Origin of the sequence: Kluyvera sp. CHPC 1.2972 (assembly GCF_036759925.1) — a bacterium.
Lineage (GTDB): Bacteria > Pseudomonadota > Gammaproteobacteria > Enterobacterales > Enterobacteriaceae > Kluyvera.
In genome coordinates this window covers 93,038-118,336 of sequence record NZ_JAPKIB010000012.1, presented here as the reverse complement: position 1 = coordinate 118,336, position 25,299 = coordinate 93,038, and the positions used below count along the sequence as shown (strand labels likewise).

Here is a 25,299-nt window from a genome sequence, read left to right as displayed (position 1 = left end):
TCTGGCTACAATAGCCGCCATTTTGTGACCCGACTGGATAACCCTGACTGTATGCGCCAGCAGAACACTCTCCTTGAACTCCTTAGCCCGGCTCGCGATACCGCTATTGCTCGCGAAGCGATTCTTCATGGTGCCGATGCGGTGTATATCGGTGGCCCTGGTTTTGGGGCGCGCCATAACGCCAGCAACAGCCTGCAGGACATCGCCGCGCTGGTGCCGTTTGCCCATCGTTACGGCGCGAAAATCTTTATTACCCTCAATACCATTCTGCATGATGACGAGCTGGAGCCAGCGCAGAAGCTGATTACCAGCCTGTACGACGCGGGTGTGGATGCGCTGATCGTGCAGGATATGGGCATTATGCAGCTCGACCTGCCGCCAATTGAACTGCATGCCAGCACCCAGTGCGATATACGCACCGTTGAGAAAGCTAAATTCCTGTCGGATGTCGGGTTCAGCCAGATCGTGCTGGCGCGCGAACTGAATCTGCAGCAGATTAAAGCCATTCACGATGTGACCGATGCGACCATCGAGTTCTTTATCCACGGGGCGCTGTGCGTGGCCTACTCCGGGCAGTGCAATATTTCGCATGCTCAGACCGGACGCAGCGCCAACCGTGGCGACTGTTCGCAGGCCTGCCGTCTGCCGTACACCCTGAAAGACGATCAGGGTCGCGTGGTGGCGTTCGAAAAACACCTGCTGTCGATGAAAGATAACGATCAGACCGCCAACCTTGGCGCGCTGATTGACGCGGGCGTACGCTCCTTCAAGATTGAAGGGCGCTACAAAGATATGAGCTACGTGAAGAATATCACCGCGCACTATCGCCAGATGCTCGATACGCTGATTGAAGAACGCGGTGATTTAGGCCGTGCCTCTGCCGGACGCACCGAACATTTTTTCGTGCCGTCAACGGACAAAACCTTCCATCGCGGCAGCACCGATTACTTTGTCAACCAGCGCCAGATGAACATCGGTGCGTTCGACTCGCCGAAATTCGTGGGCCTGCCGGTCGGTGAAGTGCTGAAGGTCAATAAAGATACCCTCGATGTGGAAGTCAGCGAGCCGCTGGCCAACGGCGATGGTCTGAACGTATTGATTAAACGTGAAGTGGTCGGCTTCCGAGCCAACACGGTAGAGAAAATCGGGGAAAACCGCTATCGCGTGTGGCCAAACGAGATGCCGGGTGACCTGCATAAAGCGCGCCCGCATCAGGTATTGAACCGCAACCTCGATCACAACTGGCAGCAGGCGCTGCTGAAAACCTCCAGCGAGCGCCGCATTGCGGTGGATATCGAGCTTACCGGCTGGCAGGAACAGCTGGTGCTGACCATGACCAGCGAAGATGGCGTTAGCGTGACGCATACCTTGGACGGCGAATTTGCGGCGGCGAACAATGCGGATAAAGCACTGAGCCAGCTACAGGACGGGATCGCCAAGCTGGGCCAGACGATTTACTATCCGCGTGGGGTTGAAGTCATGCTGCCGGAGGCGCTGTTTGTGCCTAACAGTATGCTGAACCAGTTGCGCCGTGAAACCGTAGAGATGCTCGATGCAGCGCGTCTGGCGGCCTATGTGCGCGGAAGCCGTAAAGCGGTAACCACGCCGCCGCCGGTCTATCCGGAAAGCCATCTTAACTTCCTTGCTAACGTGTATAACCACAAGGCGCGTGAGTTTTATCATCGCTACGGCGTACAGTTGATTGATGCAGCCTATGAGGCGCACGAAGAGAAGGGCGACGTGCCGGTGATGATCACCAAACACTGCCTGCGCTTTGCCTTTAACCTGTGCCCAAAACAGGCGAAGGGGTCGATTAAGAGCTGGAAAGCCACGCCGATGCAGTTGATTAACGGTGACGAAGTGCTGACGCTGAAATTTGACTGCCGCCCGTGTGAAATGCACGTGATTGGCAAAATCAAAAACCACATCCTGAAGATGCCGCTGCCGGGCAGTGTGGTGGCATCGGTCAGCCCGGACGATTTGCTAAAAACGTTACCGCGCCGGAAATAGCGCCGCTTTGTAGCCCGGCCGAGCAACGCGACGCCGGGAAAGGCAACAATACCAAACAAAAAGGCCGGAATCTCCGGCCTTTTTTACTTAGTTATGCTGCCCATCTTTCGGTGGCAGCTTGTTGTCACCGTCGTGTTTTGGCGGCTGGCCTTTGCCATCATGCTGCGGGCCTTTATTGTCGTGCGGCGGCTGGCCTTTGCCATCGTGCTGTGGACCTTTGTTGTCACGTGGCGGCTGGCCTTTGCCATCCTGCTGCGGGCCTTTGTTGTCGTGCGGCGGCTGGCCTTTGCCATCCTGCTGTGGGCCTTTGTTATCGTGCGGTGGCTGGCCATTATGCTGCTGTTCTACAGGCGGCTTTTTCGGTGGCTCTTGATGGTCGGCGGCGAAAGCGGTTGAACATAGACCCATTGCCAGGATTGCAGACAGTGCAATAATTTTCTTCATCATGTACTCCATACATTGCTTTTGTGTATGGGACGTAGTTGACCAATAAAACATGGAGGAAATGTGAAGGCCCGTCCAATTAAGAATAGTCCGGGCACGTAAAGCTTAAAATTCCATCCTATTGTTATATCAGGATTTAAAGCCAGCGGCGGTCATCAGTACACGAAATAAGCTCCCCACCACGGCCAGCGCCAATACGCTGCCGCCCCATAATACGACCAGCCAGAAAAGGCGTGAAACCCAGCGATTTTTCATCAATGGTAGCCCTCATCCTGCGGCACTTTGCCGCGAAAAACGTAATAACTCCAGAAGGTGTACACCAGAATAACCGGGATAATAAACAGCGCGCCAATCAGCATAAATTCCTGGCTTTGCACGGGCGCTGCCGCCTGCCAGAGCGTAATGGACGGCGGAATAATGGCGGGCCAGATACTGATCCCAAGCCCGCTAAAACCGAGGAACACCAGCACCAGCGTCAGCAAAAACGGCTGCGCATGGCTGGCATCTCGTGCCAGATGCTGCCACAGCAGAATGCTGGCGGCGATGACCAGCAGAGGCACCGGCAGCAGATAATAGAGATTCGGCAGGCTAAACCAGCGTCGGGCAATGGCCTCGTGTTGCATTGGCGTCCAGAGGCTGATAATAGCGATAACCGCCAGCAGCGCTAGCAGCAGCCCGCGCGCGCTGCGCTTCATCGTATGCTGTAGCGAGGCTTCGCTTTTCATCACCAGCCAGGTGGCGCCCAGCAGTGCATAGGCGACAGTCAGCCCCACGCCGCAGAACAGCGTAAACGGCGTGAACCAGTCGAAGGCACCGCCGCTGTAGGCGCGTCCCGTCACCTCAAAGCCGTTAATCACCGCGCCAACGACGATCCCCTGGCAAAAGGTCGCCAGAATCGAGCCGCCCATAAACGCGTTGTCCCAGAACGGCCGATGCGACGGTGTGGCATTGAAACGAAACTCGAAGGCCACGCCGCGAAAAATCAGGCCGACCAGCATCAATGACAGCGGGATAGTCAACGCATCAATAATCACCGCGTAGGCCAGCGGAAACGCACCAAAAAGTCCAGCGCCACCCAGCACCAGCCAGGTTTCATTGCCGTCCCAGACCGGCGCCACGCTGTTCACCATCACGTCGCGCTCCTGCGCGCTGCGGGTGAAGGGGAAGAGAATGCCAATCCCCAAATCAAAACCGTCCATGACGATATACATCAGGGTGGCAAACACAATAATCACAAACCAGATGATGGACAGGTCGATGTTCATACTCGCTCCTCTTTGTGGGACATCGCGGCGGACAACGGACGTGCTGGGGTTCCTTGCGGCTCAGGGCTAAACGGCTGCGGACCTTTGCGGATCAGGCGCACCATATAGCTGTAGCCCACGCCGAAGACCGAGCTGTAGACCACGAAAAAGGTCAGCAGACTGATGCTCATATGCAGGTCACCGTGCGCCGAGACGGCGTCCGCCGTGCGCTGCAGCCCATAAACCACCCACGGTTGGCGGCCCACCTCCGTCGTCACCCATCCGGCAAGGATCGCCACCAGGCCAGAAGGGCCCATCAGCAGCGCGAACCACAGGAACGGGCGCGAGGTGTAAAGGGTTTGCCGCTTGCGCAGCCATAGCGCCATCACACCCAATAGCAGCATGAGCATGCCGAGCCCGGCCATGATGCGGAATGACCAGAAGACGATGGTGGAATTGGGTCTGTCTTCTTTGGCAAATTCTTTGAGCGCCGGAACCTGTTTATCCAGACTGTGGGTGAGGATCAGGCTGCCCAACACCGGGATCTCTAGCCCAAAGCGAGTACGCTCCTGCTCCATATCCGGCCAGCCAAACAGCAGCAGCGGCGTGGGTTCGCCCGGCGGGTTTTCCCAGTGGCCTTCAATGGCGGCAATTTTCGCTGGCTGGTGCTTGAGCGTATTGAGACCGTGCATATCACCGACCATCGCCTGAATGGGGGCGACGATAAGCGTCATCCACAGCGCCATGGAAAACATGGTGCGGATGGCTGGCGTCTGGTTGCCGCGCAGCAGATGCCAGGCTGCCGACGCGCCGACGAACAGCGCGCTGCTCAAGAAAGCGGCAATGGACATATGTAGCAGCCGGTAGGGGAACGATGGGTTAAACACAACGGCAAACCAGTCGACCGGCACGACCTGGCCGTTGACGATTTCATATCCCTGCGGGGTCTGCATCCAGCTGTTGGAGGCGAGGATCCAGAAAGTGGAGATAATGGTGCCCAACGCGACCATGCAGGTGGCAAAGAAGTGCAGCCCCGGGCCGACGCGGTTCCAGCCGAACAGCATCACGCCGAGAAAACCGGCTTCCAGGAAGAAGGCGGTCAGCACTTCATAGGTTAAGAGCGGGCCGGTAATGCTGCCCGCAAACTGCGAAAAGCCGCTCCAGTTAGTACCAAACTGATAAGCCATCACCAGCCCGGACACCACCCCCATACCGAAATTGACGGCGAAGATCTTTGACCAGAACTGATACAGCGAACGCCAGACTGGGTTGCGGGTTTTCAACCACAGGCCTTCAAGCACCGCCAGATAGCTGGCGAGACCGATGGTGATGGCGGGAAAAATGATGTGAAACGAAACGGTAAAGGCAAATTGAATTCGCGCGAGGTGAAACGCATCAAGACCGAACATGCAAACTCCGTGGAGAAGAAGACTCGGCTTGATTTTAGAGGGTGGGGCGGAATGGGGGCAGAGACAGTCAGGGGGTATTAAATGATAACAGTTTTAATTTTCCTTTTATTTTCGGGTAACTGTTATCACTATCTTTATGTGTTTGCTAATTTTTTTTGAAACGTGCCGTGAGATTTTTAGTTTTTGGGTAAATGCACGCCAGGCCGCTACCTATCACGACAACAAACAGGAGCGGGTTAATCATCGCCAGCGCTTCATTGTGTAGCTCGCCGGAAGCGATGACTGAGGAAAAACACAGCGCTGCCGAATAGCCTAACAGTTCAATACTTGTCATTTTCATTAAAAATAGATCTGCCTTCATGATAAACCAAGGTGATTGCTTGACGTTGGTACCGTGGGTTGCGGTGCGTGCGTCCCTGATAGCAAGCTGCACATAATGGCGCTTTGGGCAGTTATTGCTAATCATAAATGCCATGATCTGGTGTTTTCCGCACCGGGCGTGCTGCTTTTATGTCGCAGGTCAATCATTTGCGACTTTTCAGAATGATGCTGCAGGCGTCAGAACGTGTCGCACAACGGTTGAACTGAATACCGCCTGCTGGCGGTATTCAACGTGTGATGACGCTCAGAAGTAGTAACGAATACCCAGACGGATGCGGTAGCGTTCAGCATTGTTACCGTTGTCGCGATCCAGCCAGGAGAGCTGCACGAAAGGTCTCCAGGTGTTGGTCATCTTCCAGGTGAATTTATGGTTCAACTCCCAACTATGATCTTTACCGTTTTTACGTTTGTAGTCTCCAGTATTGATATAAAGATCGGGTTCAAACTCATAGCTGATGTTATCCGTCATTTTATAATTTACGACCATAACAAGCTGATGATTATCATTGTAATCCGGCTCGCCTTGTAGATCGGCAGTCTGGTAGTTCATATGGTTATAACGATACTTAAATGCCATCGCTAAATCATGATTATAAACATAAGCCAATTGTACATACGGTGAGGTAGTGGAGCCTGCGCTGGTGGAATTAATAATCCCGCCAGGATAGAAGGTCAATTTGTCAGTGATTTTCCAGAGAGGATACCATCCCTCGAGTTCATCAAATGTATGTTTTAACTGTTCAAGATTTTTACCGGTGTTAAAAACCGTTTGATATAATACCCCAGCGCCATTATCAAAATTATATCCACCGCCTAATTTAAGTTGATGATCTTTTGATGCGCTCTCATAAGCTTCTCGGACTTCAATAAAGCCGCCTGCTATTGAAGAAAAAGAAATGCTCAGAAGTATTAAAGATATAGAATAAGGAAATGCTTTGATTATACGCATGTTTACTCCGAGGGAATGCCTACCCCTGTCAGGATATAAAATTAATTAAGATGTTTTACCAGTATTTAACTTCGGGTGATACGAGTCTGGATATTGCTTCGAACATGAAATAGTCTCCCCAGGTACTGTATTCCCCGACACCTCTATTTTTATTCATGTTATAAACGGATTGGGTTAAATAGCCCCCATAGTTAAGCTCACGATCAAAATAAGCCTCCAGCAACGTGTCCATCATGCTGAGCGCTTGTTCGATAAAATCGCGACGTTCCGGGTCTACGACAGAGAGATGGTTAGCCAGTTCAAGCAGACCGCAAACGGCAATGACCGCCGCGGAAGTATCCTTATGCGTTTCGGCTGCGGTCAAACTTAAATCCCAGTAACAGATGCCGTCGGCGGGAAGATGCGTCAGAAAGTAGCGGGCGGCCTCTTTTGCAGCCTGCAAAAACTGTTTATCGCCAGTGTAGTGGTAACTCAACGCACAACCATAAATCGCCCATGCCTGTCCCCGGGCCCAGCAGGAATTATCGGAAAATCCCTGATGCGTTTTGCCCCCTAAAGGCTGGCCAGTTTTCACGTCCATGTAGTAGGTATGGAACGTCGAGCTATCCTCTCTGAACAGATACTTCCGAGCCTGCAGTGCATGGTGATAAGCCTTATTCATGTACTCGCTGTTACCCGTCTGTTCACTTGCCCAATACAACAGCGGTAAATTCATCATGCAGTCGATAATCATTCGTCCCTGCTGCTCAGGATCCTGTAAATCGCCCCATGCCTGAATAATCCTTGCTTGCGGATGATAGCGCTCCAATAACATATCAGCGGCCTGCAAGGCACAGTCACGCGCGTTTATATTACCGGTCATTCGCCAGGCATTTACGCAGGAGAGTGAATACAAAAAACCAAGATCGTGTGTTTCCAGATCGTGCTTTACGCAAAGGCGCTGCGCAAAGCTCTCCACCTGCTGTCCGAGAGCGTTATAGAAACGTTCCTGATGGCTGAACGTTGCGGCGAGCGCCGTCATGCCGCTCCAGAAACCGCTTGTCCAATCGGTATTCGGCGTTAGCGGATAAATGCCGTTGATGCTACAAGCTGCAGGAAATAGCCCATTAAACTGGCCGAGCTGAAAGGCGAGTTTATCTGCCAGTTGATTGGCGATGCTTTGAAGATATGGGACATTTTTAACCGACGGTTTATCTATGTTCTGCATATGAAATTCTCTTTGCGACAACAATATTAATTAACTGAGTGAGCGTTTAGCAATCGGGTGATGATGCCCTGGTATTTCTTTATCGCTGGAGAGCACAAAAATAGACATCAGCGAAAAGGCGATAATAATGGCACCCATAATAAAGTAGGCATTCCCAAAACCGATATGGTCATATAGATAACCCACTGGTGCGGAGACAAAAATAGTGCCAATGTAGATGAAACACTGATAACCAATCAGATACATGGTGGAGTTGACTTTTTTATCAAAATGCTCCGCGATGTATTTAAATACAGCAATCAACAAAAGTGAGTTCTCCAGACCGTAGAAAGGTTTGATAAAGGCGATCATTAATGGGCTGGTGGCAAATCCAGAAATAAGTAAACGTGCACCAATTAACAAACCGGCAATGATTAATGTCTTACGTGCCCCCAGTTTATTGACAACCCAGGGTACGGTAAGCATTGAAATGAATTCGACTATCGCCTGAACGGTACTTAAATAACCGTACCAGGAGTTACCTGACTTATCACCGTGGAAGAATGAAACAAAATAACGAGGGAACTGCTGCTCCGCGATATGCATAAACCATACGATACCTGCGACATAGAAACAAAAGCGCCAGAATTTACCTTGTTTAATCAACTCACGGACATCGGCCATATTGATCTTTTTTGCCGGCACAACGGCGTTTTCGCTATTGTCGGCATCAGGGATTTTTATGCTGATCAAGACGGCTAGCATAATTAATGAGACAACGCTGCTAATGGTAAAGTTAATGACCGGTGAGATGTTGAACAGCACACCCGCGAATGAAGCAGTGACCGCCGCACCGCAGGACCCCCACATGCGGATACGGCCAAATTCAAACCCTTTAAGGCGCCCAAAACGGTCACAATAGGATTCTGACACGGCTATACCAGCATACCAGGCGAGGCTGAGGTAGATTGCACCAACCACAACACCTATCGGGAAACTCGCAATCAGCAGTGGATGATAGACGTAAACGAAAAAGGGCATCAGCAGCGCGGACATAATGGCCACAAAATAGAGTAGATGCTTCTTCATTCCCAGCTTGTCGGTGATGTAGCCATAAAAAGGTTTTAACACGACGGCGAAGGCGCCATTGACGGCAAAGACGGCGCCAATTTCTGCACTTGATAATGCGGCGTGCTGCCCTAGCCATATAGCATATAGGCTAAAACTCATGGTCCACACCACGAAATAGAGGAACATAAATGTACTTATCTTTATGTAATCGACTTTGTTTACTGCGTACATAGGGTTACCTTTCGGATTTAGGGGTTAGCGAAATAGTGAGGGATGTTCCTTCATCCTGAATGGTGAAATAACGCTGTTGTGGGTCGATATCTACCGACACATCGCTTTCACCGGGAGTGCCGCGGCCTGCCCGAACCAGACAGGCAAAGAGATGTTTGCCGGGCTCCAGAGCCTGTTGTAATGTGGGAACACCGCTACTACAGGGGAAAATAATGTTGCTTGCAGGCGGTGAAACAACTATTTCAGCGGTGCGTGTTAAGGCTGGTGAAAGATCCTCAATCAAGCTGAAAATATTTTCCTGAGTATCTATTATGTCGTTTTTCTTCTCTCCGGGAACGGCGGTCTCAGTAGTGAATACGGGAATAGGGAAGCCGCCTTCTACGGTATTAATATTCCTATCATTTTCGATAATATGCAGCCGGAAATGGCCGCTTGATAATGGGACAAACCAGGTTTGGACTGAAATGCCTGATTGTGGTTGCCAGCGACAATGAATATAACGGTTGCTTACTTCCGAGTACTGATTAATACGGCGTCCACGGAAATAGTCGTCATGCTCTGAAAATAGCAACATGGAATCGCAAGCGTTCATTTCAATGCCGTAGCGACAACGCTCCAGGTTAAATCCCAACAGCGAAGAGTAGGCGAACTTAGCGTATTTACTCTCGCTGTTATTATAGTTTTTGGCTGGAAACTGACCGGCATTGAGTAAATAATGGTGCTGGTTGCGGGTATCGTGATGAACAATCTGTCCGGCATGCGCAAATTCATGTTGCGCGGTTGAGGTTGGCAGCGGCAGAGCCGCGCTTTTCCAGAATACGCTCTGTTTATCTAATGCCAGGATCAGGAACGTTTTGCATGCCCAATAAGACGATCCTGGTGCATTGTAATCTTCTGAAATACCATTGTTATCATAGGCATAACCGACATTCATAATGCCGCGGCTGTCGGTAAATTCCTGCTGTCGCCACCAGTTAATATTGCGCAGAATCAGACCTTTAACTACACCGGCAGGAAACACCGGGAGTGCTGAAAACGCGACGGCACTCCAGAAGGCGGATTGTGCAAAACGGTAGGTTAGGCTGCGGCCAAATGGAATGGCGCTGCCATCGTCGGCGAACATATGGATAAAGTCATGGGCAAAGAGGGTGGCACGTTCACGAAGGATACGGCTTCTTTCTGGGTCGCGCTGGCCCATGAGTTGTGCATAAACCAGCCCATAATAATGCAATGCCATGGCGTTATAATAATCACGTGGACGGCCTTTGCCATCGCTATACCATCCATCTCCCAGATAGTATTCATCAAGTAGAGAAAAGTGGTGTGCAATGGTATCCGGCTGCCAATTTTCTCCCGCAATACACAACCCGCTTTCGACCATAATGGGGAAGAATGACCAGTTATTTTGCGGCAGTTTCACCCGTCGGATGTGTTTAAGCCAGCTCACCAGATTGGCAAATTCTTCGTGAGAGAGGTGTGCTCTGAATTGCTGTGCGGCTAGCGCCAGGCCTACGCCGTATACCGCCATTTCTACGCAGCGTTGATCAAAATCTCCAGGCGTTCCCCAGTAGTTCGGGTGCTTTGGATTAGTGCCGTCAGCAATGAGTCGGAATAACGGCGCAACAGGTAATGACGGGCTATCAGGACAGGCCAATTGCGAGAAAATCCCCCACATCAGGCGAGAAAATGTCTCCATTGCTGCAATTTTACTGCCATAAAGTGGGATAGCTTTACCTGGCAGAATGCCGGTTGCGCCATCCTGGTGAAGCGACCAGGCGGCAGAAAAAAGGGTGTTGAATTCATTTTCAACATCGTTTCTGGTACACAGCGGTTGCCGTGAACATGGTGGAAGTTTCATCGAACATATACCTTGATAGTAAAATGGAATAACGTTTCATAACGCCCTGCAATGGCACGTAACTTATTGTTGTTCGATGATGTAATTCGTTATGAAGATCACAAAAAACGATGATTCGACACCGCACACAGAAAAAAGAGGATTTTTTTTCGAAATTTTGAATTATTCTGAATCAAAGTTGAACTATCTTGACATCGCCGTTATGACTGCTGAGTTATTACTTGATCGCATCGAATTCGATGATCTCTATGCGGAGTTTCGTCGGGTAGAGGGGAAAAGTGTAGATTATTATCACTGGCATCAGTGTCTGGAGGTTTTATATATTTATGATGGGGTGGGGATTGTCGTTGTCGATAATCAACAATACACATTGCGGCCGGGTAGGATTTTTATCTTCCCTCAAGGGAAACTGCATAAAGTAACAGTGGAGAATAGTCCATCTAATTATTACAAGCGCAACATACTGCATATTGATGCTAATGTGCTAGCCAGCTATTTCAAGCCCTTTAATGAATTTCATAATATTCTCGAAAATATCTCGTCGACGGATTCAAAAGCGTTTGTTTTCGACCTTTTGCAGCACCATGATTTTATTCAACAGATGTTTGATACTTATGAGGTAAAATATCAGTCGGTTTCGAATAAAGTCGAAATTATGGCCGTGCTACTGCTGAATCTGTTTCAGCTTTTCTCCGAGGATGCCTACGTCCGGACCACATCAACAGGGAAAATTTCCTCGAAAATTATGCGTCTTATTGAGCAGGATTTCCGTCAGCCTTTGACGTTGAAAGCGATTGCCGAGAGTCTGAAAATATCGCAGAGCTATGCCTCACGAGTCTTTCGCAAAGAGACCGGTGGAACCATTCAGGAGTACCTGATGATTCGACGCGTCAAGTACGCTTGTGACCTCCTGGAAAACACCGAGTTATCGGTGTCGCAAGTGGCCGAGCGGGCAGGGTTTAACCATGTCACTTATTTTATTCGCTGCTTCAAAGAGCTATTGGGCTGCGCCCCATTGCGTTACAGAAACAAACAGAACCGCTAAAACATAAAACCCATATCAGTTACATAAAAATGCATATTTTGTAACGCTGATATAATATAGACGCAATGTAAGATTTACCGGAATTGATCATGAAAAAGTACCAGCGCCTCGCCGAGCAGATGACGGAACAGATTGCCCTTGGGGTGTGGCTGCCGGGCGATAAACTGCCGTCGCTGCGTGAGCAGGTGGTGAACAGCGGCATGAGCTTTATGACCGTCAGCCACGCGTATCAGCTGCTGGAAAGCCAGGGACGCATCGTGGCGCGACCGCAGTCCGGCTATTACGTCGCCCCGCGCACGGTGACAACCCGAGCGGCCACAGCGCCCGCGCAGGTGATGCCTGATAACGTCGTCGACATCAATACCTATATATTTGAAGTGCTGCAGGCCAGCCGGAATGCCTCGGTGCTGCCATTTGCCTCCGCTTTCCCTGACCCAAAACTGTTTCCGCTGCCGCAGCTTAACCGCTCGCTGGCGCAGGTCAGCAAAACCGCAACGGCGATGAGCGTGATTGAAAACCTGCCGCCGGGCAACGACGAGTTACGCCATGCCATCGCGCGGCGCTATGCGCTCCAGGGCATGACCATCTCCCCGGATGAAATTGTTATCACCGCCGGTGCGCTGGAGGCGCTGAACCTCAGCCTACAGGCAGTGACGGAGCCGGGCGATTGGGTGATCGTCGAGAACCCTTGTTTTTACGGCGCACTACAGGCACTGGAACGTCTACGGCTCAAAGCGCTGTCGGTCGCCACCGATGTGCAAGAGGGTATCGACCTCGATGCGCTGGTGCAGGCGCTGCAAACCTACCCGGTGAAAGCCTGCTGGTTGATGACCAACAGCCAGAACCCGCTCGGTTTTACTCTGACGCCGGAAAAGAAAGCACGTCTGGTGGAGATCCTCAGCGAATACAACGTCACGCTGATTGAAGATGATGTCTACAGCGAACTCTATTTTGGCCGCGATAAACCGCTACCCGCAAAGGCGTGGGATAAAAGTGATATGACGCTGCACTGCAGTTCATTTTCAAAATGCCTGGTGCCGGGGTTCCGTATTGGCTGGGTGGCGGCGGGCAAGCATGCCCGGCGTATTCAACATTTACAGTTGATGAGCACGTTATCGACCAGCTCGCCGATGCAGCTGGCGCTGGTCGACTATCTGGCGACCAAACGTTATGACGCGCACCTGAGACGTCTGCGTCGTCAGCTTGCTGAGCGCAAACAGCAGGCCTGGCAGGCACTGATGCGCGCGCTACCTCCAGAGGTGCATATCCATCATAATGACAGCGGTTATTTTCTATGGCTGGAGCTACCGGCGGGGCTTGACGCTGGTGTGTTGAGCGCAAAAGCACTGGAGCACCATATCAGCATCGCGCCGGGCAAAATGTTCTCCACAACCGATAACTGGGCTTCATTCTTCCGGTTTAATACCGCCTGGGGATGGAGCGAGCGTGAAGAACGGGCGGTAGAAACCCTCGGCGCGCTGATTCGCGAGATGATGAAATAACGCCCTGGCGGCATCTGTCATTCCCTGATAGCGGTCCTGATAACTCCCGGTCATAGGAAATATGCATAACGCCTTTGGCCGGTAACTCCTTGTCTATAATCCATATTATCTCCATACGTTTCCCATTTTTGCGGAATGCGCCCTTGGTCACAACCTGTGCAAATATCTTTCGGCGGTACGAATGGCGCGCGTGGCGATGTCTATTTTTAGTAAGGGAGATATTTTTACGGCAAGGCTGCCGCTCAAATTCATTGTGACAGGAGTAATAACCTTATGAGCAAGAAATTTGCCCGCAGCAGCCTGTGCGCGCTGGTCATGACCGTCGCGACCGCCAACGCCGCCGAACCGCCCACGTCGCTGGGTAAAGCGGAAGGTCGGCTGGATATTATCGCCTGGCCGGGATACATCGAACGGGGTCAGACCGACAAAGGCTATGACTGGGTGACGCAGTTTGAAAAAGATACCGGTTGCCAGGTCAACGTGAAAACTGCCGCGACCTCTGATGAGATGGTGAGCCTGATGGCGAAAGGGGGCTACGACCTGGTGACCGCCTCGGGTGATGCCTCGCTGCGCCTGATCATGGGCAAACGCGTGCAGCCAATTAATACGGCGCTGATTGAGAACTGGAAAACCCTCGACCCGCGTCTGGAAAAAGGGGCCTGGTTTAACGTCGACGGTAAAGTTTACGGCACGCCGTATCAGTGGGGCCCGAACCTGCTGATGTACAACACCAAAACCTTCCCAACGCCGCCAGATTCCTGGAACGTTATCTTCGTTAAACAAAATCTGCCGGATGGCAAAACCAACCAGGGTCGCGTACAGGCCTATGACGGCCCGATCTACATCGCCGATGCGGCGCTGTTTGTCAAAGCGACCCAGCCACAATTGGGCATCAGCGACCCGTACCAGCTTACCGAAGCGCAATATCAGGCCGTACTGAAGGTGTTGCGCGATCAGCATGAGCTGATCCACCGCTACTGGCACGATACCACCGTACAGATGAGCGACTTCAAAAACGAAGGCGTGGTGGCCTCCATCGCCTGGCCGTATCAGGCCAACGGGCTGAAAGGTGAAGGGCAGCCGATTGCCACCGTCTTCCCGAAAGAGGGCGTCACCGGCTGGGCGGATACCACCATGCTGCACGCTGAAGCGAAGCACCCGGTCTGCGCCTACAAATGGATGAACTGGTCGTTAACGCCGAAGGTTCAGGGCGATGTAGCCGCGTGGTTTGGTTCGCTGCCGGTGGTGCCGGAAGGCTGTAAAGCCAGCACGCTGCTGGGTGACAAAGGTTGTGAGACTAACGGCTACAGCTTCTTCGATAAAATCGCTTTCTGGAAAACGCCTATCGCCGAAGGCGGTAAATACGTGCCTTACAGCCGTTGGACGCAGGACTATATCGCCATTATGGGCGGTCGCTAATCATCCGGGAGTCCAACATGACGTATGCAGTTGAGTTTCATGACGTCTCGCGACTTTATGGTGACGTTCGGGCGGTGGATGGCGTCAGCATTGCCATCCACGATGGGGAGTTTTTTTCCATGCTGGGGCCGTCTGGCTCCGGCAAAACCACCTGTCTGCGGCTGATCGCCGGGTTTGAACAGCTTTCCGGCGGCGCTATCTCTATTTTTGGTAAACATGCCAGCGAACTGCCGCCCTGGGAGCGGGACGTCAACACTGTCTTCCAGGATTACGCGCTGTTTCCGCATATGTCGGTGCTCGATAACGTTGCCTACGGCCTGATGGTGAAAGGCGTCGGTAAAAAAGAGCGTCAGGCAAAAGCGGCGCAGGCGCTGGAAAAAGTGGCTCTTGGCTTTGTGGGCGGGCGCAAGCCTTCTCAGCTATCCGGCGGCCAGCGTCAGCGCGTGGCAATTGCCCGTGCGCTGGTGAACGAGCCGCGGGTGCTGCTGCTGGATGAACCGCTGGGGGCGCTGGACCTGAAACTGCGTGAGCAGATGCAGTTCGAGTTAAAAAAGCTCCAGCAGGACCTCGGTATCACCTTTATTTTCGTCACCCACGATCAGGGGGAAGCGCTGTCGATGTCTGACCGGGTGGCGGTGTTCAACAATGGGCGTATTGAGCAGGTGGATACGCCGCGCGCGCTGTATCTGCGCCCGCGCACGCCGTTTGTGGCAAGCTTTGTCGGCACCTCTAACGTGTTCGCCCCGGCGATGGCGGAAACGCTCTGCGGAATGACGGGAAGCTGGGCGCTGCGCCCGGAGCATATTCGTCTCAACGAAGGCGGCGAGGTTCAGGTTCAGGGGCGTATACAGGCAGTGCAGTACCAGGGGGCGGCGACGCGCTATGAACTGCTGTTGGAGGGCGGTGAAAAACTGCTGGTTAGCCAGGCTAACTTCTCCGCGGGGCTAACTGCCGAAGGCCCGGCCGTGGGTCACGTGGTGCAGGCTTCATGGGCGCGCGATGCCATGGTGGCGCTGGACGGAGGGAGGTGAATGGAGATGAGTATGACGCCGGTTCCTCCCGCTCGCCGTCAGGGTCGCGTATCCAGCCTGTTCTGGCGCAGGCCCACACTCGGGCTATTTCTGTTACTACTCGGCCCGCTGATGTGGTTTGGGATTGTCTATTTTGGCTCACTGCTGACGCTGCTGTGGCAAGGGTTTTACACCTTCGACGATTTCACCATGTCCGTTACGCCAACGCTGACGCTGGCGAACCTCTACGCGCTGTTTAACCCCGCCAACTACGACATCATTATCCGTACGCTGGTGATGGCGCTGGCAGTTACCATGGCGAGCGCGCTGCTGGCGTTCCCGATGGCGTGGTATATGGCGCGCTACACCAGCGGCAAGCAAAAGGCCTTTTTCTACGTCGCGGTGATGCTGCCGATGTGGGCCAGCTATATCGTCAAAGCCTACGCCTGGACGCTGTTGCTGGCAAAGGATGGAGTGGCGCAGTGGTTTCTGAACCATCTGGGTCTGGAGACGCTGCTGGCGGCGATTCTGACGGTGCCCGGCGTCGGCGGCAATACGCTGTCTACCTCCGGGCTGGGGCGTTTCCTGGTGTTCGTCTATATCTGGCTGCCGTTTATGATCCTGCCAGTGCAGGCGGCGCTGGAGCGTATTCCCGGTTCGCTGCTTCAGGCTTCCGCTGATCTCGGTGCGCGCCCACGCCAGACCTTTCTCCACGTGGTGGTACCGATGGCGATCCCCGGGATTGCTGCGGGTTCCATTTTTACCTTCTCACTGACCCTCGGCGATTTTATCGTGCCGCAGCTGGTGGGGCCGCCGGGTTATTTCATTGGCAACATGGTCTATTCCCAGCAGGGTGCTATCGGCAATATGCCTATGGCGGCGGCGTTTACGCTGGTGCCCATCGTGCTGATTGCCCTCTATCTGGCGTTCGTGAAGCGCCTGGGAGCGTTCGATGCACTCTGAAAGGGCACCGCTGTTTCTCAAAATTGCCGCCTGGGGCGGGGTTATCTTCCTGCATTTCCCGCTAGCGATCATCGCCATTTACGCCTTCAACACCGAAGACGCGGCGTTCAGCTTCCCGCCGAAAGGCCTGACGCTGCACTGGTTCAGCGAAGCAGCATCGCGTGGGGATATCTTCGATTCCGTGACACTGTCACTAAAAATTGCGGCGCTGTCGACGGCGATTGCATTGGTACTTGGCACGCTTGCTGCAGCAGCGCTGTGGCGGCGTGACTTTTTCGGCAAAAGCGCTATTTCGCTGTTGCTGATGCTGCCGATCGCACTGCCGGGGATCGTTACCGGCCTGGCGCTGCTGACCGCCTTTAAAGCGGTCAATCTGGAGCCTGGACTGATCACCATTGTTATTGGCCACGCCACGTTCTGCGTAGTGGTGGTGTTTAACAACGTGATTGCCCGATTCCGCCGGACCTCGTGGAACCTGGTGGAAGCATCGATGGATCTGGGCGCGAACGGCTGGCAAACCTTCCGTCACGTGGTGCTGCCAAATTTAGGCTCGGCGCTGCTGGCCGGGGGCATGCTGGCATTTGCGTTGTCGTTTGATGAAATTATCGTCACAACATTTACTGCCGGGCATGAGCGTACGTTGCCGCTGTGGCTGTTGAACCAGCTTGGCCGACCTCGCGATGTGCCTGTGACCAACGTGGTCGCGCTGATGGTCATGCTGTTAACGATGATACCGATTTTAGGGGCGTGGTGGCTGACTCGCGAAGACGATGGGGCCGCCAACGGTGGTACGACATTTAAATAAAACAGGATCATGCTATGCAACATAAGTTACTGATTAATGGTGAACTGGTCGCAGGTGAAGGGGAGTCCCAACCGGTCTACAATCCTGCAACGGGTGAGATCCTGCTGACGATTACCGAAGCCTCGGCGGCCCAGGTGGATGCCGCGGTGAACGCTGCTGACCGGGCGTTTGTGCAGTGGGGGCAAACCACGCCGAAGCATCGTGCAGAGTGCCTGCTCAAGCTGGCAGATGTCATTGAAGAACACGCCGCCACCTTTGCCCGTCTGGAATCACTCAACTGCGGCAAACCGCTGCACTGCGTGACCAATGATGAAATTCCGGCGGTGGTGGATGTATTCCGTTTCTTCGCCGGTGCTGCGCGCTGTCTGAACGGACTGGCCGCCGGTGAATATCTGGAAGGCCACACCTCGATGATTCGACGTGACCCGGTGGGCGTGGTGGCTTCGATTGCGCCGTGGAACTATCCGCTGATGATGGCGGCCTGGAAGCTGGCTCCGGCGCTGGCGGCGGGGAACTGCGTGGTGATCAAACCGTCCGAAATCACGCCGCTCACCGCATTAACCCTGGCGGAGTTGGCGAAAGATATCTTCCCGGCGGGGGTGCTGAACGTGCTGTTTGGCCGCGGTAAAACGGTGGGTGACCCGCTAACCGGGCACGCTAAAGTGCGGATGGTGTCGCTGACCGGTTCGATTGCCACTGGGGAGCACATTATCGCCCATACCGCGTCGTCGATTAAGCGTACGCATATGGAGCTTGGTGGCAAAGCGCCGGTGATGGTGTTTGACGATGCCGATATTGATGCGGTGGTAGAAGGGGTTAGAACCTTTGGTTTCTACAATGCCGGGCAGGACTGCACGGCCGCCTGCCGAATCTACGCGCAGAAGGGCGTTTATGAACGGCTGGTGGAGAAACTCGGTGCAGCAATCGCGAGCCTGAAATCCGGGGCACCGGAAGATGAAAGTACGGAACTGGGGCCACTCAGTTCGCAGGCGCACCTGGCGCGGGTGAGCGATGCCGTAGCGCGTGCTAAAGCGCTGCCGCATATTAAGGTGGTGACCGGCGGCGAGAAAGCGGCTGGCGCTGGCTATTACTTCCAGCCAACGCTGCTGGCGGGGGCAAAACAGGAAGATGATATTGTCCAGCGCGAAGTCTTCGGCCCGGTGGTGAGCGTCACGGTGTTTGATACCGAAGAGCAGGTGCTGGGTTGGGCCAACGACTCCCAGTATGGGCTGGCATCATCGGTGTGGACGCAGGACGTCGGGCGTGCGCATCGACTGAGCGCACGCTTACAGTATGGTTGCACTTGGGTGAACACGCACTTTATGCTGGTCAGCGAAATGCCGCACGGCGGACAGAAGCTCTCAGGCTACGGTAAGGATATGTCTGTCTACGGGTTGGAAGATTACACCGTGGTTCGCCATGTGATGATAAAACATTGAACACGCGTTGAACGCGTTTTCGTTTGGGAGGATGCGTGAATCAGGATTTTCAGGATATCAAAAATGAGTTTGAGAAATATGGTCCCGAGGCTGGTGAAAGTATCGCTCAGGAGATGTATGCGTCGCTGGCAAAGAGGCTGACGCCTTATTTCTTTAATCAGGAGAGCATCAATAAGCGAAGGCTAATCATCAAACTGGAGGAAGGGGAGAAAGAGGTCGGCACTCTGACCAGGTACGATTGGCTGGCGGCTTTTGAGAGATATAAACCTGCGGGTCACTAGCGACCTTTCCTCATCATTTACCCCCTTCGCGGTAGGCGCGGATGCCTGCCGCTACCTCTCCCTTGTTTTTGACATACCCGGTGCAACGTGCGAGGATCCGCGCCGTTGTAAAACCGGGTATAGCCAGAAAAATGAAAAAAAGTATCGTGTGTTCTGCTGCGGTGATTGCCGTGGTAATGGGAATTGGGACCTACTATTCAGCCAGTCGTGTGGCGACCTGTGAAGGTCAAAACCGCGTGAGCGCCGCCTGCCTCGCGCAGGCCTGGGATACGGAAAAGGTAAACTTAGTGCCGCAGTACGACCCCAACCACTATGTGAGCGATCCCACCACGGACAGCATCTTCGCGTCCACCGTGCCAAAACGCTAACCGTACAGCGTGTCACAGAAATAAAACCCGGCACGGCGTAACGTAGTGCTGGGTTTTCTCTTTTTAGCAGTTAATTCGGCTGGAGCCGAATATCTGGATCGCACAACATTTCAGCGATAAGTGGCGAAAAACTTGATGTACGTCAAAAAACGTAGCATATTGCGCCGCTTTAACGATCAATTACAAGGACTCGATTGGTGACGCTATATCAACATATGCTCATCTTCTACGCCGTGATGGCGGTTATCTGCGCCATTATTACCTGGTTTCTTACCCGCGAAAGCACCTCAATTCGCCTGATTGCGACGCTGTTAATTGGCGCCACCTGGCCGTTTAGCTTTCCCGTGGCGCTGATGCTGTCGCTGTTCTGACGCTATTTGCTTAAGTCGCTGAGCAGGATGGCGATGCTTTTGCCGCCTTCGGTCTGCTCAAGGGCAATTTTAACGATGATGGTCAGCGGGACGGAGAGCAGCATGCCGACCGGGCCCAGCAGCCAGCCCCAGAAGATTAACGACAGAAACACCACTAACGTCGAGAGTCCCAGGCCGCGCCCCATGATGCGGGGCTCGAGAATATTGCCGAACACGAGGTTGATCACCAGATAACCCGCCAGGACGATCAGTGCATCATAGAAACCGCTGAACACCAGCACCTGAAGGATAGGGGGAATGGCCGCCAGCACCGAACCGATATTCGGAATATAGTTGAGCGCAAATGCCAGCAGCCCCCAGATAAAGGCAAAACGCACCCCGAGCAACTCCAGCATCGCCCACACCACCAAACCTGTCACCACGCTGATCGCCGTTTTCAGCACCAGATAGTGGCTTACGCTATCGAGCGCCCGCTGTATTGCCGCCATCCCTTCCGTCGGTTTTGCCATAATTTGCTGCAGTTTGGCCGGGAGTTGCGGAACTTCCAGTAGCATAAACACCACCGTCAGCAGCAGTAAAAAGATCGACGACATGGCGTTTGAGAGCTGGGTCAGAAAGCGTGAAACCAGCGTCATAGCGGCATTAGGATCGATATACTTAATCAGTTCATCCGGGCTGACGCTGATGCCAAAACGCTGCAGCCAGGGTTCAAGATTATAGATGGGCACTGCCAATGATGAACGGTACTGCGGCAGGGTGCGCGTCAGTTCGTTTAGCGAGGTGCCAAGCGTGGCCAGCAGGAGCACGGCGGCGAGAATAATCACCCCAATCAGCAGTGAAATCCCCAGCACGCGCGGTACGCGCCAGCGCACCATCAGTTGCACCACCGGGTTCAGCACCACGGCGATAAACAGCGCCAGCACGAACGGCACGATGATGTCAGCGGCAAAACGAATGCCGGTGAGAATGATGACCAGCATGCCCAGCATGATGACAATTTTTAATCCATTAAGCGTAATGATCGGCCTGGACATGTTGTTAGCTCCTGCTAATACCTATGCAGAATATGATAATTGCGAATCAACTAATAATAAATGCATTAATATCAAACCACCTCAGTAAAGATTTGCAAACATTTTGAGATACTTCGACATCTGTGTTAGAAATTAGCTGTGTTTAACTACCGAGGACAATTTTAATCCGCAACGATGAGAAGCAATACCGCGGATAATTGTAATTTTATGGACAATATGTTCAGGACGTTCAGCTTTACCAAACCTTCTGTTTTGCCTTCCTTTTCTGCCTTCTGTGGTGAGCAGCACTGGCGCAACGCGCTATAGTACCCTTCTTCGTTTGAGCTAAATTTTAATCATTTTATTTCGGTTTGCGCATCGCCGCGAACTGCACGGATTATATTCTCATGCAGGAGAAGGACCATGTTTTACTGGATTTTATTAGCCCTGGCCATTGTTGCTGAAATTACTGGTACGCTTTCTATGAAATGGGCGAGCGTATCGGATGGAAACACCGGCTTTATTTTGATGCTCGTGATGATCGCCTTGTCGTATATTTTCCTTTCGTTTGCGGTTAAAAAAATCGCTCTGGGTGTGGCCTATGCGCTGTGGGAAGGCATTGGTATCGTATTGATCACCCTGTTCAGCGTACTGCTGTTTGACGAAAGCCTTACGGTGATGAAAGCCGCGGGTCTGGCAACCTTGATTGCCGGTATCGTACTGATTAAGTCCGGTACCCGTAAGCCCGCGAAGGCGAACAAAACGCTGCACAAAGAGGTGAATCATGCATAACTTTGAGATGATTCACGGCTTATGGCTGGCAGGCTCCATCGTACTGGAAATTGTCGCTAATATTTTCCTCAAGTTCTCTGACGGCTTCCGCCGCAAAAGCTACGGTATCCTGTCGCTGGTCGCCGTACTGGCCGCGTTCAGTGCGCTGTCACAGGCGGTGAAGGGGATTGACCTCTCCGTTGCCTACGCCATCTGGGGTGGTTTCGGTGTCGCTGCGACGCTGGCGGCGGGGTGGATCCTCTTCGGCCAGCGCCTGAACAACAAAGGCTGGCTGGGATTAGGTCTGCTGTTGGTCGGCATGGTGATGATCAAGCTCGCCTGATGTGATCGCTGCCTGAGAAATCGGGCAGCGAAATCTCGTGTCTGTATTACGCTTGTAACAAAGGGTTAGCGTATTTGATGCGAGGGTGAACTATGTTCGATCCGTCACGCTGGCGTAATATCGCCACGGCCAGAACGCTGTTCGTGATTATCTTTTTCGCGGGCATTGGCCTGATTTTTTCGATTATTTCGCTTCTCTACCTTTCCCAAAGCCTCATTACCAGCAAAACCAATGATATCGACGCTCGCCGATCGGCGCTCTCCGTTGACGGCGCGATGCAGACGTCTATCAATCGCGTCCTCTCACTGGTTATTGATAACGCCATCTGGGACGATGCGGTGCGGGAGGTCTATGCGCCAAAGCTGGACACCACCTGGCTGTACAACACCTGGGGCGCCGGTTTTAAAATCAACAATCTCTATGACGGCACCTTCGTCCTGGATGAGAACTACCGGGTGCTGTGGGGATCGTTTCGCAGTTCGCCGTTTAATGAGCACGATCTGGCTTTTTTTGGTAATGGGCTGAAAGCATTGATAGCCCAAAATGAAGACCCACTGCGTCGCGGAAAAAATAACGTTGCCGGGATAACCAAAACCCGGGAAGGTCTCGCCTTTATTGGTATTGGCCTGATTCGCCCCATGGTTGGGCGGTTGAAGGTTTATGACGCGACTCGTCGCTATCTGGTGATTACCCGGCACATTAACCCGACGCTGCTAAGTACCCTTGGCAATACCTTCCAGATTGAAAACCTGACGCTCATCGACTCGCCGCAAAATAAATACAACATTCCGGTACGGACGTCCGGCGGAGACGTGGTCGGCTGGCTTAACTGGCAGCTGCGCCAGCCAGGCGTGGAGGCGGCGCAGGCGGCCTCGCCGGAAATTCGTGAAATCGTGCTGCTGGCAACCGGGTTGATTCTGCTGTTTATTCTCGTGAGTAGCCTGGGGCTGTGGAAGCTCGCAAGCGGCGAACGGCAGGCGCGGGAGATTGCGCTAACCGATTGGCTCAGCCATCTGCCAAACCGCCGAGCGCTGATTGAACAACTTGAGCGCATCAGCCGCCGTGGCGACCGGGATATCAAAACGGTGGTATTTATCGATCTTGATGGTTTCAAAGACGTTAACGACATTTATGGCCATGATGTCGGTGACATTCTGATTATTCGTATTGCGGATATGCTGCAAACGCTGGTGCCGCCCGGCGGTATGCTGGCGCGTATGGGCGGCGATGAATTTGCGATGACCGTTGGCGGCACGCACTCTGAAGCCAGCGCATCGGCGTTTGCCGGTAGCGTGCTGGACTACCTGAGTACGCCGATCCGCATCGGCGAGCGAACGTTACATATCAGCGCCAGCCTTGGTATCGCCAGCGGTACGCTACAGGAGAAAACCACCTCGGAGCTGTTCCGTCAGGCGGATATCGCCATGTATCACTCAAAAATCACCGGCAAAGGGCGTATTACCCACTACGACGCCGAGCTGAGCAGTGCTCGCGAATATCAACTGTCGCTGGAGAACGATATTCGCCACGGGCTGGAGCATGATGAATTTGAGGTCTGGTATCAGCCGATCGTCTGCGCTCGCTCGCAGGCGATGGTTGGGGTGGAAGCGCTGGTGCGCTGGCCGCGGCGGGCGAAGGGCGAACTGATGCCGGATGCGTTTATTACCATTGCCGAGACCAGTGGGCTTATCTATTCGCTCGGACAGTTTGTGCTGGCACGAGCCTGTCGGGATCTGCTGGCACATAACGATTTGAAGCTGTCGGTGAATATCTCGCCGGCCCAGTTCCGCGACCCGGAGTTTGAGGATAAGGTCTCAAGCGTGCTGAAATCCTCCGGCTTCCCGCCAGCACGGCTGCAGCTTGAAGTCACCGAGACCTACGTACTCGAAAGACCGGAACGGGCAAGGGCGGCGATTTCCGCGTTGAAAGCGTTGGGTACCGCCGTGGCGCTGGATGACTTCGGCACCGGGTATTCCAGCATTGGTTACCTGCGTCGGTTTAACTTCGACACCATTAAAATCGACAAATCGCTGGCCGGGCTGGTGGACGATGACGATCAGGCGGCAGCGCTGGTCGGCGGGACCATTCGTATTGCCAGCGCGCTCGGCATGACGGTGATTGCAGAAGGGGTTGAAACGGAGAAACAAATGAAGCTGCTGCGGCTCGCAGGCTGTGACCAACTGCAAGGATTTTACTTCAGCGAACCCATGCCGCTCTCGTCGCTGCTGGCGTTACGTCACCAGCAGCGGCAGAGTTAGTTTCCGGCGGCCAGCGCTTCCAGCTTATCGCGAAAACCGGTCACCGAGATGGCGCGGTTGTCGGCACGCTGGCGGTCTTTTGCCGCTGGCGCGGAGCTTTGTACGGCAATCACCTGCCAGCCGGTGTCCGTTTTCAGCAGCAGCGGTGAACCGCTATCGCCCGGTAGCGTATCGCACTGGTGAGAAAGCACCGACGTCTGCGCCCATCCCGTTACCGTACAATCCTCATGGCTGTACAGCGAATCAAGATGGTCAAGCGGATAGCCTGACTGGGTGACTTTGCGGCCTGTTGCTTTCAGCGCGGCGGTGAGATCGTCTTTATTGCCCGCAAATACCGGCAGCGGCGTAATGCCAGAAGGCGGGTTGCGCAACACGATAATGCCAAAATCCCACGGCGCGGCAGAAGCAGGAACAATCCAGCCGTCGCCATCCGCTTTCAGACGCTTACCTAAAGAAGGATCGACACGGCCTTCAATATCATGAATTTCATAGCGCCAGGTCCCTTTCTGCGACACAAAACGCAGCGCGACGGCTTTATCCAGCTTGCCGCGCGGTGGCTCAAGCAGGCAGTGCCCGGCGGTTAGCGCCAGGTGGGGAGAGATCAAGGTTGCCGTACACAGATTGCCGCTGGCGGTTTCCAGCTGGCCAATCGCATCCCAGGGTGCCTGGGCGGGATGGCTGACAAGAGTACGATCGTCCTGACCAAAGAACAGGGTTTTAATATCTTTTGCACTGATGCCAATATCATCGTCATCAGCGTGGGAAATCAACGGTAGTACGGATAACGTTCCCAGTAAACAACACACAGCGGCTGTACGCATATCACTCTCTGATGGGGCAATTATGATTATAAAAAATAAACCCAATGAGACTACTATAGACGGGAGAAATGAAAAGTGGGAGTAAAATCAGCGAACTACGCTCAGTA

Annotated in this window: 25 protein-coding genes; 14 read left to right on the top strand and 11 right to left on the bottom strand. The window is 53.3% G+C overall.

All coding sequences use genetic code 11. From position 1 onward, the window contains the following. The first annotated feature begins 51 nt into the window (after window positions 1-51). Window positions 52-2,010, top strand: coding sequence for a peptidase U32 family protein (locus V6944_RS17535; RefSeq protein ID WP_333499901.1), 1,959 nt, complete (start codon window positions 52-54; stop codon window positions 2,008-2,010). Window positions 2,011-2,097: 87 nt separating this feature from the next. On the opposite strand, the gene V6944_RS17530 is transcribed toward V6944_RS17535, so the two are convergent. The 9 genes from V6944_RS17530 to V6944_RS17490 form a co-directional block, all read right to left on the bottom strand. After that, on the bottom strand, window positions 2,098-2,457 hold the full coding sequence (locus tag V6944_RS17530; RefSeq protein ID WP_333499882.1) for a hypothetical protein: 360 nt from the start codon (window positions 2,455-2,457) through the stop codon (window positions 2,098-2,100). A gap of 126 nt (window positions 2,458-2,583) precedes the next feature. Continuing rightward, a complete protein-coding gene (locus V6944_RS17525) occupies window positions 2,584-2,709 on the bottom strand; it encodes a DUF2474 domain-containing protein (RefSeq protein WP_333499881.1) in 126 nt (41 codons plus the stop codon). Next, a complete protein-coding gene (gene cydB / locus V6944_RS17520; protein WP_333499880.1) occupies window positions 2,709-3,719 on the bottom strand; it encodes a cytochrome d ubiquinol oxidase subunit II in 1,011 nt (336 codons plus the stop codon). Before cydB ends, V6944_RS17525 begins: the two co-directional genes overlap by 1 nt. Next, window positions 3,716-5,107, bottom strand: coding sequence for a cytochrome ubiquinol oxidase subunit I (locus V6944_RS17515; protein WP_333499879.1), 1,392 nt, complete (start codon window positions 5,105-5,107; stop codon window positions 3,716-3,718). The genes cydB and V6944_RS17515 overlap by 4 nt, the downstream gene beginning before the upstream one ends. Window positions 5,108-5,252: 145 nt before the next feature. Next, on the bottom strand, window positions 5,253-5,582 hold the full coding sequence (locus tag V6944_RS17510; protein ID WP_333499878.1) for a hypothetical protein: 330 nt from the start codon (window positions 5,580-5,582) through the stop codon (window positions 5,253-5,255). 150 nt (window positions 5,583-5,732) lie between these two features. Then, complete coding sequence (locus V6944_RS17505; protein WP_333499877.1) at window positions 5,733-6,437, bottom strand: oligogalacturonate-specific porin KdgM family protein; 705 nt, start codon at window positions 6,435-6,437, stop codon at window positions 5,733-5,735. A gap of 55 nt (window positions 6,438-6,492) precedes the next feature. Further along, window positions 6,493-7,644: a glycoside hydrolase family 88 protein gene (locus V6944_RS17500; protein ID WP_333499876.1), complete on the bottom strand. Its 1,152-nt coding sequence runs from the start codon at window positions 7,642-7,644 to the stop codon at window positions 6,493-6,495. Window positions 7,645-7,674: 30 nt separating this feature from the next. Then, window positions 7,675-8,925 carry an oligosaccharide MFS transporter gene (locus V6944_RS17495; RefSeq protein WP_333499875.1) on the bottom strand — a complete coding sequence of 417 codons (1,251 nt, stop codon included), beginning with the start codon at window positions 8,923-8,925 and terminating at the stop codon, window positions 7,675-7,677. A 4-nt stretch (window positions 8,926-8,929) separates the two neighbouring features. Continuing rightward, window positions 8,930-10,783 (bottom strand): DUF2264 domain-containing protein, encoded by a 1,854-nt coding sequence (locus V6944_RS17490; RefSeq protein ID WP_333499874.1) that lies wholly within the window; start codon window positions 10,781-10,783, stop codon window positions 8,930-8,932. Between the two features lie 91 nt (window positions 10,784-10,874). Between V6944_RS17490 and V6944_RS17485 the strand changes: the two genes are divergently transcribed. From V6944_RS17485 to V6944_RS17440, 10 genes are all read left to right on the top strand, one after another. Beyond that, the gene (locus V6944_RS17485) at window positions 10,875-11,828 is read left to right on the top strand and encodes an AraC family transcriptional regulator (protein ID WP_333499873.1); all 954 of its coding nucleotides are present in this window, start codon (window positions 10,875-10,877) and stop codon (window positions 11,826-11,828) included. An 89-nt stretch (window positions 11,829-11,917) separates the two neighbouring features. Further along, window positions 11,918-13,330 (top strand): aminotransferase-like domain-containing protein, encoded by a 1,413-nt coding sequence (locus tag V6944_RS17480; protein WP_333499872.1) that lies wholly within the window; start codon window positions 11,918-11,920, stop codon window positions 13,328-13,330. 273 nt (window positions 13,331-13,603) lie between these two features. Beyond that, entirely contained in the window at window positions 13,604-14,749 is a 1,146-nt protein-coding gene (gene ydcS, locus V6944_RS17475) for a putative ABC transporter substrate-binding protein YdcS (protein WP_333499871.1), read from the top strand. A gap of 17 nt (window positions 14,750-14,766) precedes the next feature. After that, a complete protein-coding gene (locus V6944_RS17470) occupies window positions 14,767-15,780 on the top strand; it encodes an ABC transporter ATP-binding protein (protein WP_333499870.1) in 1,014 nt (337 codons plus the stop codon). A gap of 12 nt (window positions 15,781-15,792) precedes the next feature. Continuing rightward, complete coding sequence (locus V6944_RS17465; RefSeq protein ID WP_333499869.1) at window positions 15,793-16,722, top strand: ABC transporter permease; 930 nt, start codon at window positions 15,793-15,795, stop codon at window positions 16,720-16,722. Continuing rightward, on the top strand, window positions 16,712-17,527 hold the full coding sequence (locus tag V6944_RS17460; RefSeq protein WP_333499868.1) for an ABC transporter permease: 816 nt from the start codon (window positions 16,712-16,714) through the stop codon (window positions 17,525-17,527). The genes V6944_RS17465 and V6944_RS17460 overlap by 11 nt, the downstream gene beginning before the upstream one ends. Before the next feature lie 14 nt (window positions 17,528-17,541). Next, complete coding sequence (gene patD / locus V6944_RS17455; protein WP_333499867.1) at window positions 17,542-18,966, top strand: aminobutyraldehyde dehydrogenase; 1,425 nt, start codon at window positions 17,542-17,544, stop codon at window positions 18,964-18,966. A gap of 35 nt (window positions 18,967-19,001) precedes the next feature. After that, entirely contained in the window at window positions 19,002-19,247 is a 246-nt protein-coding gene (locus V6944_RS17450) for a hypothetical protein (protein WP_333499866.1), read from the top strand. Window positions 19,248-19,378: 131 nt separating this feature from the next. After that, window positions 19,379-19,615, top strand: a complete 237-nt coding sequence (locus V6944_RS17445; protein ID WP_333499865.1) for a hypothetical protein — start codon at window positions 19,379-19,381, stop codon at window positions 19,613-19,615. A gap of 197 nt (window positions 19,616-19,812) precedes the next feature. After that, entirely contained in the window at window positions 19,813-19,986 is a 174-nt protein-coding gene (locus tag V6944_RS17440) for a GhoT/OrtT family toxin (RefSeq protein WP_333499864.1), read from the top strand. A gap of 2 nt (window positions 19,987-19,988) precedes the next feature. On the opposite strand, the gene V6944_RS17435 is transcribed toward V6944_RS17440, so the two are convergent. Next, complete coding sequence (locus V6944_RS17435; RefSeq protein ID WP_333494959.1) at window positions 19,989-21,020, bottom strand: AI-2E family transporter; 1,032 nt, start codon at window positions 21,018-21,020, stop codon at window positions 19,989-19,991. 402 nt (window positions 21,021-21,422) lie between these two features. Here V6944_RS17435 and mdtJ point away from each other — a divergent pair, with 402 nt between their 5' ends. From mdtJ to V6944_RS17420, 3 genes are all read left to right on the top strand, one after another. Beyond that, window positions 21,423-21,791, top strand: a complete 369-nt coding sequence (gene mdtJ / locus V6944_RS17430) for a multidrug/spermidine efflux SMR transporter subunit MdtJ (RefSeq protein ID WP_185669073.1) — start codon at window positions 21,423-21,425, stop codon at window positions 21,789-21,791. Then, complete coding sequence (mdtI, locus tag V6944_RS17425; RefSeq protein WP_333499863.1) at window positions 21,784-22,113, top strand: multidrug/spermidine efflux SMR transporter subunit MdtI; 330 nt, start codon at window positions 21,784-21,786, stop codon at window positions 22,111-22,113. Before mdtJ ends, mdtI begins: the two co-directional genes overlap by 8 nt. Before the next feature lie 92 nt (window positions 22,114-22,205). Continuing rightward, window positions 22,206-24,371: a bifunctional diguanylate cyclase/phosphodiesterase gene (locus V6944_RS17420; RefSeq protein WP_333499862.1), complete on the top strand. Its 2,166-nt coding sequence runs from the start codon at window positions 22,206-22,208 to the stop codon at window positions 24,369-24,371. Here V6944_RS17420 and V6944_RS17415 read toward each other — a convergent pair. After that, window positions 24,368-25,192: a trypsin-like serine peptidase gene (locus tag V6944_RS17415; protein ID WP_333499861.1), complete on the bottom strand. Its 825-nt coding sequence runs from the start codon at window positions 25,190-25,192 to the stop codon at window positions 24,368-24,370. The genes V6944_RS17420 and V6944_RS17415 overlap by 4 nt on opposite strands. Window positions 25,193-25,299: the final 107 nt, after the last annotated feature.